This is a genomic window from Pseudomonas sp. 7P_10.2_Bac1 (assembly GCF_025465935.1).
In the GTDB taxonomy this organism is placed as follows: domain Bacteria; phylum Pseudomonadota; class Gammaproteobacteria; order Pseudomonadales; family Pseudomonadaceae; genus Aquipseudomonas.
On record NZ_JANLNV010000007.1, the window covers coordinates 77,881 to 89,729 of the forward strand.

Below are 11,849 nucleotides of genomic sequence, written 5' to 3' on the forward strand. Positions count from 1 at the left end.
CTGTGGATAAGGTTCTGACATTCAAACAAGGCCGTGTACCGTTACTGATCAGCATGCCCCATGCGGGGTTGAAACTGACGCCTGCGGTCGAGGCCGGGTTGATCCCCGAAGCGCAAAGTCTGCCGGACACGGACTGGCACATCCCCAGGCTTTATCAATTTGCCGAGGAGTTGGGAGCCAGCACCTTGGCGGCCGAGTATTCGCGGTTCGTGATCGACCTCAATCGCCCTGAAGACGACGCGCCGATGTACGTGGGCGCGACGACCGGGTTGTTCCCGGCCACCTTGTTTGATGGCGTGCCGTTATTTCGCGAAGGCCAAGTCCCGACTGCGCAAGAGCGGGCGACGTACCTGGAAAAAATCTGGAGGCCCTACCACCAGACCTTGCAACGGGAGCTTCAGCGCCTGAAAGACGAGTTTGGCTATGCGCTGCTGTTTGATGCCCACTCGATCCGCTCGCACGTGCCGCATCTGTTTGAGGGGCGTTTACCTGACTTCAACCTGGGGACGTTCAACGGTGCGAGCTGCGCACCGCAGCTGGCCAGTGATCTTGAAGCGATATGCGCCGAACATCCGGCGTATAGCCATGTGCTGAACGGGCGCTTCAAGGGTGGGCATATCACCCGGCATTACGGTCAGCCGGCGGACAATATCCACGCGGTGCAACTGGAACTGGCCCAGAGCACCTACATGGAAGAGTTCGAGCCTTTCAACTACCGCGAAGATTTGGCGGCGCCGACGCAGGTGGTGCTCAAGCAATTGCTGGCGCGGGTGATCGAGTGGGGTAAAGAGCGCTACGCCAAGAGCTAACGTCAAAAGCCCCTCACCCTAACCCTCTCCCGGAGGGAGAGGGGATTGATTGGGGGTTGCTGGAGATAGCACGTGCGCTGCAAGTGACTGCGCTGAATCTGAAAAACCTCGGTCAGCCTTTTCTCTCCGGGAGAGGGACTGACTGGGGGTTGTTTTGGTTTTTTGTGGTCGTGAGATCTTGCGTTGAATCTGACTACACCTCGGTCAGCCCCCTCTCCCGGAGGGAGAGAGGATTGATTGGGGGTTGTTTTGGTTTTTTGTGGTCGTGAGATCTTGCGTTGAATCTGATTATACCTCGGTCAGCCCCCTCTCCCTCCGGGAGAGGGTTGGGGTGAGGGCAAAAGCCTGTTCGCTATAACCCCATGCTCAATCCGCCAATCGGGTTTATGATGCCAAACGGCACTATTTCTTGAAGTCCCCACCAGGGATGACCTCAACCCTCCCGCGGAGTGTGTAATGCAGACCTTGTTCCCGCAGATCAAACCCTACGCCCGGCACGATCTTGCTGTTGATGGGCCGCATGTCTTGTATGTCGATGAAAGTGGCACGCCCGACGGCTTGCCGGTGGTCTTTGTGCACGGCGGACCAGGGGCAGGGTGTGATGCCAACAGCCGCTGTTATTTTGATCCGGGCGTGTACCGCATCATTACCTTCGACCAGCGCGGCTGCGGTCGCTCGACGCCACACGCCAGTCTGGATAACAACACCACGTGGGACCTGGTCGCAGACATGGAGCGGATTCGTCTGTTCCTGGGCATCGACAAGTGGGTGCTGTTTGGCGGCTCGTGGGGCTCCACGCTGTCGCTGGCTTACGCGCAAAGCCACCCGGATCGTGTCCATGGGCTGATCCTGCGCGGGATCTTTCTGGCCCGTGCGCAAGAAATCGAATGGTTCTATCAGGCAGGCGCCAGCCGCCTGTTCCCGGATTACTGGCAGGACTACATCGCGCCGATCCCGGCGGAGGAACGAGGTGACCTGCTCAGCGCCTTCCATAAACGCCTGACCGGCAATGATCAGATCGCCCAGATGCACGCCGCCAAGGCCTGGTCGACCTGGGAAGGCCGCACCGCGACGTTGCGCCCCAACCCACAAGTGGTTGACCGGTTTTGCGACCCGCACCGGGCCCTGTCGATTGCCCGGATCGAATGCCATTATTTCACCAATAGCGCGTTCCTTGAGCCGGACCAACTGATCCGCGACATGCACAAGATTGCCCACTTGCCGGGCGTGATCGTGCATGGCCGCTACGACGTGATCTGCCCGCTCGATAACGCCTGGGAGCTGCATCAGAACTGGCCGGGCAGCGAGCTGCAAGTGATCCGTGACGCTGGCCACGCGGCCTCTGAGGTCGGGATAACCGATGCTCTGGTGCGAGCGACCGAGGACATGGCCCGACGGCTGCTCAACTTGCCACAGGACGAAGCATGAGAGGCTTGCTGCAGCGCGTCACAGGCGCGCGGGTAGAGGTAGGCGGGGAGGTCGTCGGTTCCATCGATCAAGGTTTGTTGGTGCTGCTGGCCGTCGAACCCGATGACACCCCGGCCCATGCCGCCAAGATGCTGCACAAGCTGCTCAATTACCGGGTGTTCAGCGACGCTGACGGCAAAATGAACCTGTCGCTCAAGGACATCGACGGCGGTCTGCTGCTGGTGTCGCAATTTACCCTGGCGGCAGACACCAAAAGTGGTCTGCGGCCCAGCTTCTCCACAGCGGCTCCTCCGGCGATGGCCGAGGCGATGTTTGAACACGTGCTGGCCGAAGCAAAACGGCTTCATCCGACGGTCCAATCCGGCCGTTTTGGAGCCGATATGCAGGTGCATTTGGTCAACGATGGCCCTGTGACATTTCTGTTACAGATCTAAAATCTTGAAAAAGCGTGTTTTCATCCAAAAACATGTACTTTTCGTTAGAAATACTTAGTGACAATAGATGCGTTGTCACGCGGGCTACTAGATAATCCCGCGCTACCATAGACACTAATCCGACACGTCTGGGGAATCATTTTTCCCTTCGACGGTCGGAACAGTGCTCGCCAACCCGGCATTTTGATCGCTGGCCGTTGGTTTCATCATCTGTTTTCGGCGAGGTTGCTCGTGATTGTTAGTCCATTAAATGCACCAAAACGGTCTGCCAAGCGGTTACGTAACGCACTGGTGACGGGCTCTGCGCTCTTTTGCTTGTTCGGTGCGGGTCAACTGTGGGCATTCAGTCTGGATGACGTAGCGGTTCAGGCTAAAGCCCTGGCCGAACAGAAATACCAAGCGCCGCGCAGCAATCTGCCAAACGAATTCCGTGACATGAAATTCGCGGACTATCAGAAGATTCAGTTCAAGCGCGAGAAAGCCCAGTGGGCGGGGGACAAGACCCCGTTCAAGCTGTCCTTCTATCACCAGGGCATGCATTTCGACACGCCGGTGAAAATCAACGAAGTGACGGCCGACAAGGTTGAAGAGATCAAGTACGACCCGAGTCGTTTTGATTTCGGCGACGTCAAGTTCGACCCTAAAGCCACCGAAAACCTCGGTTGGGCCGGCTTCCGCGTGTTGTACCCGATCAACAAGGCAGACAAGCAAGACGAAATCATGACCATGCTGGGCGCGAGCTACTTCCGCGTGATCGGCAAGGGCCAGACCTACGGCTTGTCGGCGCGTGGCATGGCGATTGATACCGCACTGCCGTCGGGCGAAGAGTTCCCGCGCTTCACTGAGTTCTGGATCGAACGTCCAAAACCAAATGACAAACACCTGGTGATCTTCGCCTTGCTGGATTCGCCGCGCGCGACCGGCGCCTACCGCTTCATCCTGCGCCCAGGCGTCGACACCGTGGTGGACGTAAAGGCGCAAATGTACCTGCGTGACAAAGTGGGCAAGCTGGGCATCGCTCCGCTGACCAGCATGTACCTGTTCGGTGCGAACCAGCCGTCCAAAGTCCTCAACTACCGCCACGAACTGCACGACTCGTCGGGCCTGGCGATTCATGCCGGTAACGGTGAGTGGATCTGGCGCCCGCTGAACAACCCGAAACACCTGTCGGTGAGCAACTTCGCGGTCGAAAACCCGCGCGGCTTTGGCTTGCTGCAACGTGGCCGTGACTTCAGCCAGTACGAAGACCTGGATGACCGCTATGACAAGCGTCCAAGCGCCTGGATCGAGCCACAAGGTGATTGGGGCAAGGGTTCGGTTGATCTGGTAGAAATCCCGACTGCTGATGAAACCAACGACAACATTGTGGCGTTCTGGAGCCCGGGCACACTGCCAGAGCCAGGCAAGCCGTTTGACTACGCTTATCGCCTGCACTGGACCCTGGACGAAGCAGCCCTGCACCCTGCCGACAGCGCCTGGGTCAAGCAGACCATGCGTTCGACCGGTGACGTGAAGCAGTCCAACCTGATCCGTCAACCTGACGGCAGCGTGGCCTACCTGGTGGACTTCGAAGGCCCGGCGCTGGCCAAACTGCCTGCCGATGCGCCTGTGCGCAGCCAGGTGAGCGTGGGTGACAACGCCGATCTGGTTGAAAACAACCTGCGTTACAACCCGGAAACCAAAGGCTGGCGTCTGACCTTGCGTTTGAAGGTCAAAGACCCGAGCAAGTCCACCGAGCTGCGTGCAGCGCTGGTCCAGGACGTTGAGCAGGCGCCTGCCACCGTGGCCAAGGCTGAGAAAGTGGCGGCCAAGGTGCACGAGAAGAAAGAGCCGAAAGAACCAAAAGCCAAGGACGCCAAAGGCACTCCAGCCCCGGCTGCCGACGCTGCCCCAGCCACGCCAGAGCCGGTGAAGACTGAAAAAGTACTGACCGAGACCTGGAGCTACCAGTTGCCTGCCGATGAGTAATGCTCACACTCAGCCAGTCTCGCTTGCCGAGTACCTGGCCCATCTGCCTCTGAGCGAGGAGCAGCGCGCCGAACTGGCGAGCTGCACCTCGTTTGCCGAGTTGCATGAACGCCTGTCGGCGCGCACTGACATCGATACCGCCGAGGCCGCCCAGGCCTCGGTGGGCTCGCGTCTGAACCTCAGCACGGCCGAAGAACTCGAGGAAGCCGAAATGCTCGCCCTCGATGCCCGAGGCCGGGTGATGCTCAAGGCCACGCCACCGATTCGTCGAACCAAAGTGGTGCCCGAGCCATGGCGTACCAATATTCTGGTGCGCGGCTGGCGGCGCCTTACGGGGCGTAGCAACCCTGTGCTGCCGAAAAAAGACGAGCACGTACTGCCCAAGGCCCGCTGGCGGACGGTGGGTTCGATCCGTCGTTACATCCTGCTGGTGCTGATGCTGGGTCAGACCATCGTTGCGGGCTGGTACATGAAAGGCATCATGCCTTACCAGGGCTGGTCATTCGTCGACCTGGATGAAGTGCTGCACCAACCGTTGCTGCAAACCGCCCAACAAGTACTGCCCTATGCCTTGCAGACCAGCATCCTGATTCTGTTCGGGATTTTGTTCTGCTGGGTGTCCGCAGGTTTCTGGACCGCCTTGATGGGCTTCCTGGAACTGCTGACCGGTCACGACAAGTACCGCATTTCCGGCGCCAGTGCCGGTGATGAGCCGATCCCGGAAAACGCCCGCACTGCGCTGGTGATGCCGATTTGTAACGAAGACGTCAGCCGTGTGTTTGCGGGCTTGCGGGCGACGTACGAGTCGGTTGCCGCCACAGGTGATCTGGACCGTTTCGACTTCTTTGTCCTCAGTGACAGTAACGACCCCGATATTTGTGTCGCCGAGCAGCAGGCCTGGCTGGATGTGTGCCGCGAAACAGAAGGCTTCGGGCGGATTTTCTACCGCCGTCGTCGCCGTCGTGTGAAGCGTAAAAGCGGCAACCTCGACGACTTTTGCCGTCGCTGGGGCGGTGACTACAAATACATGGTGGTACTCGACGCCGACAGCGTGATGAGCGGCAAATGCCTCACCAGCCTGGTGCGCTTGATGGAAGCCACGCCAGACGCGGGCATCATCCAGACCGCGCCACGGGCCTCGGGCATGGACACCCTGTATGCGCGTATGCAGCAGTTTGCAACGCGCGTATACGGCCCGCTGTTCACCGCCGGTTTGCACTTCTGGCAGTTGGGTGAGTCCCACTACTGGGGCCACAACGCGATCATCCGCATGAAGCCGTTTATCGAGCACTGCGCCCTGGCGCCGTTGCCGGGCAAGGGCGCGTTTGCGGGGGCGATTCTGTCCCACGACTTCGTTGAGGCCGCGTTGATGCGCCGTGCCGGTTGGGGCGTGTGGATCGCCTACGACTTGCCGGGCAGCTACGAAGAACTGCCGCCTAACTTGCTGGACGAACTCAAGCGTGACCGTCGCTGGTGCCACGGCAACCTGATGAACTTCCGCCTGTTCCTGGTCAAGGGCATGCACCCGGTACACCGTGCGGTGTTCCTGACCGGTGTGATGTCTTACCTGTCGGCGCCGTTGTGGTTCTTCTTCCTGCTGCTGTCGACGGCCTTGCTGGCGGTCAACACACTGATGGAACCGCAGTACTTCATGGAGCCGCGCCAGCTCTACCCGCTGTGGCCGCAATGGCACCCGGACAAGGCGGTCGCGCTGTTCTCGACCACCATCGTGCTGCTGTTCTTGCCTAAGCTGCTGAGCATCATCCTGATCTGGGCCAAGGGCGCCAAAGAGTTCGGCGGCAAGTTCAAGGTCACTGTGTCGATGCTGCTCGAAATGCTGTTCTCGATGCTGCTGGCACCCGTGCGCATGATCTTCCACACCCGTTTCGTACTGGCTGCGTTCCTGGGCTGGGCCGCAACCTGGAACTCGCCACAACGTGACGACGACTCCACGCCGTGGAGCGAAGCGGTGCGCCGCCATGGCCCGCAAACCCTGCTGGGTGCTGCGTGGGCTGCGTTGGTGTTGTGGTTGAACCCAAGCTTCCTGTGGTGGCTGGTACCGATTGTGGGTTCGCTGATGCTGTCGATTCCGGTGTCGGTGCTCTCCAGCCGGGTCAAGCCGGGCCTCAAGTCGCGTGACGAGAAGCTGTTCCTGATTCCTGAGGAATACGCGCCGCCGCGTGAGTTGTCGGCCACTGAGGAATACACCCACGAGAACCGCTACCACGCGCTCAACGAGGGCTTTGTACGGGCCGTGGTTGACCCGCAGCAAAACGCCCTGGCGTGCGCCCTGGCGACGTCGCGCCACCGTGAAGCCGAGCCGATCGAATGGCTGCGGGCAGAGCGGGTGCGTCAAGCGCTCAAGGTTGGCCCGAACGGGCTGAACAACAACGAGCGTATGGCGTTGTTGAGCGACCCGGTGGCGCTGGCACGTCTGCACGCTCTGGTGTGGGGCGAAGACCACCAAGACTGGCTCAAGGCCTGGCGTGATTCGGTTTCGGCCGATAACCACGCCCCGATGCTGCCGTTGCAGCCAGCGGCGTGACCTGATGCGAGCAACCCGCCCTGCTTTTTGTGGGAGCGGGCTTGCTCGCGATGGCCTTTCCCTAACCCATCAGATGTATCGCGTTGCCAGTATCGCGAGCAAGCCCGCTCCCACGCAGTGATCTGACTTCGCCCCGCCCGTCGTGCTTTTAACGCGCAAAACTCGTCTCAAAACCTTCCGTGAGTTAGCATCCGTCCCCGAATGGGTGAGTGCCCGGCTTTGTTGGCTTTATCAAGCAAGCCCGCCGCAGGCCAACACCTTTATTGAGTCGGTTGAGGGGAGGTTGATGATGAAGAAATTTCTGTCGAAACTGCTGTGCGGCGTGACGGCGCTGGTGGCGGTGAGTGCAGCCCATGCAGGCGCCATTGACGACGCGGTCAAGCGCGGGACGTTGAAAGTCGGTATGGACCCAACGTACATGCCGTTCGAGATGACCAACAAACGCGGCCAGATCATTGGCTTTGAAGTGGACCTGCTCAAAGCCATGGCCAAGTCCATGGGCGTTAAGCTGGAACTGGTGTCCACGGCCTATGACGGGATCATCCCGGCCCTCATGACCGACAAGTTCGACATGATCGGCAGCGGCATGACCCTGACCCAGGAACGCAACCTGCGTCTTAACTTCAGCGAGCCCTTCATTGTTGTGGGTCAAACCCTGCTGATCCGCAAGGAACTGGCAGACAAGATCAAATCGTACAAAGACCTCAACGACCCACAGTACCGCCTGACCTCCAAAATCGGCACCACGGGTGAAATCGTCGCGCGCAAGCTGATGTCCAAAGCCCAGTACCACGGCTACGACAACGAGCCAGAAGCCGTGTTGGATGTGGTGAACGGCAAGGCTGACGCCTTTATCTACGACGCCCCGTACAACGTTGTAGCGGTCAACAAGTTCGGCAACGGCAAGCTGGAGTTCCTCGACAAGCCGTTCACCTACGAGCCGCTGGCGTTTGGCCTGAAGAAAGGCGACTACGACAGCATCAACTACATCAATAACTTCCTGCACCAGATCCACGAAGACGGCACTTACGATCGCATCCATGACAAGTGGTTCAAAGACACCGCTTGGCTCAAAGACATGGAATAAGCACGCTTTGCTGTCGTAGTCGCCGCCGAAGGCTGCGAAGGGGGGCGGAGCAATCCGTTCCCTTGAAATCCCCAAGGACTTCATCGCAGTCTGCGCCAGCGATTACGACCTGTGTTCGTGCTGCCCTCTACGGAAATAGTGAAAGTGATCAAACAAAAGAAAGCCCAGTGGCCCTGGCACGTCTTGACCGTGCTGATACTCATCGGTCTGGCGGGTGCGATGTATTTGTCCACATCGCGTATCGCCTACGAATGGCGCTGGAACCGAGTCCCGCAGTATTTCGCCTATCAGGCGGAGGAAGCCCAGCGGGCTGCTGAAACCTCTACCGTGCTTGAAGTGGTCCGCAAAGGCGCCAATGCCGACGTGGTACTGCGTGGCGACGACGGCACCGAGCAGCGTCTGACCGTGGCTGACAACAGCCTGCAATTGGCTGAGGGCGACGATGTCGCCGAAGGCGATGTGATCGGCGTGACCCGGCATTGGGCTGCAGGGCCGCTGCTGCTGGGGCTTTGGACCACCGTCTGGCTGTCGCTGGTGTCGGGTGTGCTGGGCTTGCTGATCGGGCTGGTGACAGGGCTGTGCCGACTGTCGAATAACCCGACCCTGCGTGATCTGTCGACCTTGTACGTCGAACTGGTACGCGGTACACCGTTGCTGGTACAGATCTTTATCTTCTACTTCTTCATTGGCACCGTGCTCAACCTGTCCCGCGAATTTGCCGCCATTGCCGCGCTGTCGCTGTTCACGGGGGCGTACGTGGCTGAAATCATCCGCGCGGGCGTGCAGTCTATCGCCCGTGGGCAAAACGAAGCGGCCCGCTCGCTTGGCCTCAATGCCAGCCAGTCGATGCGCTACGTGGTGCTGCCACAAGCGTTCAAACGGGTACTGCCGCCGTTGGCCGGGCAATTTATCAGCCTGGTCAAAGACACCTCGCTGGTGTCGGTGATTGCGATTACCGAGCTGCTCAAAAGTGGTCGTGAAGTCATCACCACCTCATTCTCGCCGTTTGAAATCCTGTTCTGCGTGGCGGGCCTGTACTTGTTGATCAACCTGCCGCTGTCGCATTTCGCCAGCCGGCTTGAGCGGAGGCTCGCGCAAAGTGATTGAAGTTCGCGAACTGGTAAAAGTCTTCGACACCCGTGGGCACATCGTACGGGCAGTGGATAACGTCACCACCACGGTGGCCAAGGGCGAAGTGCTGGTGGTAATCGGCCCGTCCGGCTCCGGCAAGTCGACCTTTTTGCGCTGCCTCAACGGCCTGGAACAGTTTGACTCCGGTTCGGTGAGCATCGACGGCGTGGACCTGGCCAACCCGAAAACCGACGTTAACGCGTACCGGCGTGAAGTCGGCATGGTGTTCCAGCACTTCAACCTGTTCCCGCACATGACCGTGCTTGAGAACCTCTGCCTGGCCCAGAAAGTCGTGCGCAAGCGCGGCAAGGCCGAGCGTGAGGCCAAGGCTTTGGCATTGCTGGAGAAGGTAGGGATTGGGCAGAAAGCCAATGAGTTCCCGTCGCGTCTGTCGGGCGGCCAGCAACAGCGTGTGGCCATTGCCCGGGCGCTGGCGATGGAACCCAAAGTCATGTTGTTTGACGAACCGACCTCGGCCCTTGACCCGGAGATGGTCGGCGAGGTGCTCGACGTGATGAAGACCCTGGCCCTGGAAGGCATGACCATGGTCTGCGTGACCCACGAAATGGGCTTTGCCCGCGAAGTGGCCAACCGTGTGCTGTTCTTCGATCACGGCAAGCTGCTGGAAGACTCAGCCCCGGAAGACTTCTTCAACGCCCCCAAAGACCTGCGCGCCCAAGCGTTTCTGCGCCAAGTCCTGTAACACCCAAACCCCGTAGGAGCGAGCTTGCCTCGCGATCTTTTAACCCATCAAAAGATCGCGAGACAAGCTCGCTCCTAGCGGTTCAGACCTTAAATCGTCCCACCAACGTCTGCAGGTGTGTGCCCAGTCGCGCCAGTTCAACACTGGAGGCGGCGGTTTCTTCGCTGGCTGCGGCTGTTTGATCCGACACATCGCGCACGTTCAGTACGCTGCGGTTGATCTCTTCAGCCACGGTGCTCTGCTGCTCGGCCGCCGCTGCAATTTGCTGGTTCATGCCCTGGATGGCAGACACGGTGCGGGTGATGTTGCCCAGCGACTGGCCCGCGCGACGGGTCAACTCGACGCTGCTGTCGGTCAGGCTGCGGCTGCTGTCCATGCTGCTGGAGACTTGCAGCGTGCTGCTTTGCAGGCCGGCTATCAGCTCTTCGATTTCTTCGGTCGACTGCTGGGTGCGCTGCGCCAGGCTGCGCACTTCATCGGCCACCACCGCAAACCCGCGCCCGGCTTCACCGGCCCGTGCCGCCTCGATGGCCGCGTTGAGCGCCAGCAGGTTGGTTTGCTGGGCCACGGACTTGATCACGTCCAACACGCTGCCAATCTTGTCGCTTTCGCGCTTGAGGTGGTCCATGGCCTCGGTGGAATGCGCCACCTCAAGGGCCAGCTTCTCGATCTGCGCCATGGCCTGTGCCACCACGTTATCGCCTTCATGGGCCTGTTGGTCGGCCGCACCCGCCGCCTCAGAGGCTTCTTCGGCATTGCGCGCCACTTCCTGCACTGTCGCGGCCATTTCGTTCATGGCCGTAGCCACCTGGTCGGTCTCGACTTTCTGGCTGTTAACCCCGGCGCTGGTCTGCTCGGTTACCGCTGACAACTCTTCGGCAGCGCTGGCAATCTGGGTGACGCCATCACGGATCCCGCCAATCAGCTCGCGCAGGCCCTCGGTCATCTTCTGGATGGACTTTTGCAGTTGGCCCAGCTCATCGCGGCGATCAGTGATGGTGTCGTGGGACAGGTCACCGGCGGCGATGTACTCAACGGATTTGAGCGAGCGCTGCAGCGGTACCACGATCTGACGGGTGATGATCCAGGCGGCAATGATCCCGATGACAAAGGCCAGCAGCGCACAACTGACTAAGAGTGTTCTGGCTTGCTGGCTGTCTTTGTCGCGCTTGGCCGTTTGCAGGGCTGAGAGTTTTTGGCTCAGTTCGATCAGGCTATTGCCCTGCACGTGCATGCGCTCCAGGGCTTGATCGATGTTTTTGTTTTCAGCCAGGTCATTGAAGGCGCGTTTGTACTCCGCCGCTGCGCTGAGCTGCTGGTCAACCAATGCCAGGTCTTCGGGCATGCTCAGTTGCTTGCGCGAGGCCTCCAGAATGCTCTCCAGCTCACGTAGACGCTCATCCACTTCATGTTGGGCATCTGACTGGTGAGTGATTTGATAGTCCAGACGTGCAATGCGCAGGTCTTTGGTCAGCTCGATGATCTTGGAAATACTGGCCAGCTTGTCACCCCGCTCGATTACCGAGGACAGGCCATTCCAGCCAGCCACTGTAATCAGTACGGTTAATACCAATACCAGGCCAAAACCTAAGCTGAGTTTACGATTGACGCTCATATTGCCGAGTAGTTGGGCTAACCGACGGTACATGGTGCTGCTCCTTTATTGACCCGGATCGTGCGACGCACAGTTGTCCATTGCTATGCGGTGCTCGTGGCTTAACAGCGCATCGGCGCTGTAGGAGAT

General features: G+C 59.6%; 9 protein-coding genes. 8 read left to right on the top strand and 1 reads right to left on the bottom strand.

What is annotated here, in order from left to right:
- Positions 1-2: 2 nt before the first annotated feature.
- From hutG to NTD86_RS01465, 8 genes are all read left to right on the top strand, one after another.
- Positions 3-809: an N-formylglutamate deformylase gene (gene hutG / locus NTD86_RS01430; RefSeq protein WP_262200356.1), complete on the top strand. Its 807-nt coding sequence runs from the start codon at positions 3-5 to the stop codon at positions 807-809.
- Positions 810-1,265: 456 nt separating this feature from the next.
- Entirely contained in the window at positions 1,266-2,237 is a 972-nt protein-coding gene (pip, locus tag NTD86_RS01435; RefSeq protein ID WP_262200357.1) for a prolyl aminopeptidase, read from the top strand.
- Positions 2,234-2,671, top strand: coding sequence for a D-aminoacyl-tRNA deacylase (gene dtd, locus NTD86_RS01440; RefSeq protein ID WP_262200358.1), 438 nt, complete (start codon positions 2,234-2,236; stop codon positions 2,669-2,671). Before pip ends, dtd begins: the two co-directional genes overlap by 4 nt.
- A 288-nt stretch (positions 2,672-2,959) precedes the next feature.
- Complete coding sequence (locus tag NTD86_RS01445; protein WP_410016935.1) at positions 2,960-4,639, top strand: glucan biosynthesis protein G; 1,680 nt, start codon at positions 2,960-2,962, stop codon at positions 4,637-4,639.
- On the top strand, positions 4,632-7,184 hold the full coding sequence (gene mdoH / locus NTD86_RS01450) for a glucans biosynthesis glucosyltransferase MdoH (RefSeq protein WP_262200360.1): 2,553 nt from the start codon (positions 4,632-4,634) through the stop codon (positions 7,182-7,184). Before NTD86_RS01445 ends, mdoH begins: the two co-directional genes overlap by 8 nt.
- A gap of 289 nt (positions 7,185-7,473) precedes the next feature.
- On the top strand, positions 7,474-8,271 hold the full coding sequence (locus tag NTD86_RS01455; protein ID WP_262200452.1) for a transporter substrate-binding domain-containing protein: 798 nt from the start codon (positions 7,474-7,476) through the stop codon (positions 8,269-8,271).
- A gap of 147 nt (positions 8,272-8,418) precedes the next feature.
- On the top strand, positions 8,419-9,378 hold the full coding sequence (locus tag NTD86_RS01460; protein ID WP_410016936.1) for an amino acid ABC transporter permease: 960 nt from the start codon (positions 8,419-8,421) through the stop codon (positions 9,376-9,378).
- The gene (locus tag NTD86_RS01465; protein WP_262200362.1) at positions 9,371-10,105 is read left to right on the top strand and encodes an amino acid ABC transporter ATP-binding protein; all 735 of its coding nucleotides are present in this window, start codon (positions 9,371-9,373) and stop codon (positions 10,103-10,105) included. The genes NTD86_RS01460 and NTD86_RS01465 overlap by 8 nt, the downstream gene beginning before the upstream one ends.
- 82 nt (positions 10,106-10,187) lie before the next feature.
- On the opposite strand, the gene NTD86_RS01470 is transcribed toward NTD86_RS01465, so the two are convergent.
- Positions 10,188-11,753 carry a methyl-accepting chemotaxis protein gene (locus tag NTD86_RS01470; RefSeq protein WP_262200363.1) on the bottom strand — a complete coding sequence of 522 codons (1,566 nt, stop codon included), beginning with the start codon at positions 11,751-11,753 and terminating at the stop codon, positions 10,188-10,190.
- Positions 11,754-11,849: the final 96 nt, after the last annotated feature.

Coding starts and splice junctions, on each gene's coding strand:
- pip (WP_262200357.1), top strand. CDS start 1,266: ATGCAGACCTTGTTCCCGCAGATCAAACCCTACGCCCGGCACGATCTT.
- dtd (WP_262200358.1), top strand. CDS start 2,234: ATGAGAGGCTTGCTGCAGCGCGTCACAGGCGCGCGGGTAGAGGTAGGC.
- mdoH (WP_262200360.1), top strand. CDS start 4,632: ATGAGTAATGCTCACACTCAGCCAGTCTCGCTTGCCGAGTACCTGGCC.
- NTD86_RS01455 (WP_262200452.1), top strand. CDS start 7,474: ATGAAGAAATTTCTGTCGAAACTGCTGTGCGGCGTGACGGCGCTGGTG.
- NTD86_RS01470 (WP_262200363.1), bottom strand. CDS start 11,753: ATGTACCGTCGGTTAGCCCAACTACTCGGCAATATGAGCGTCAATCGT.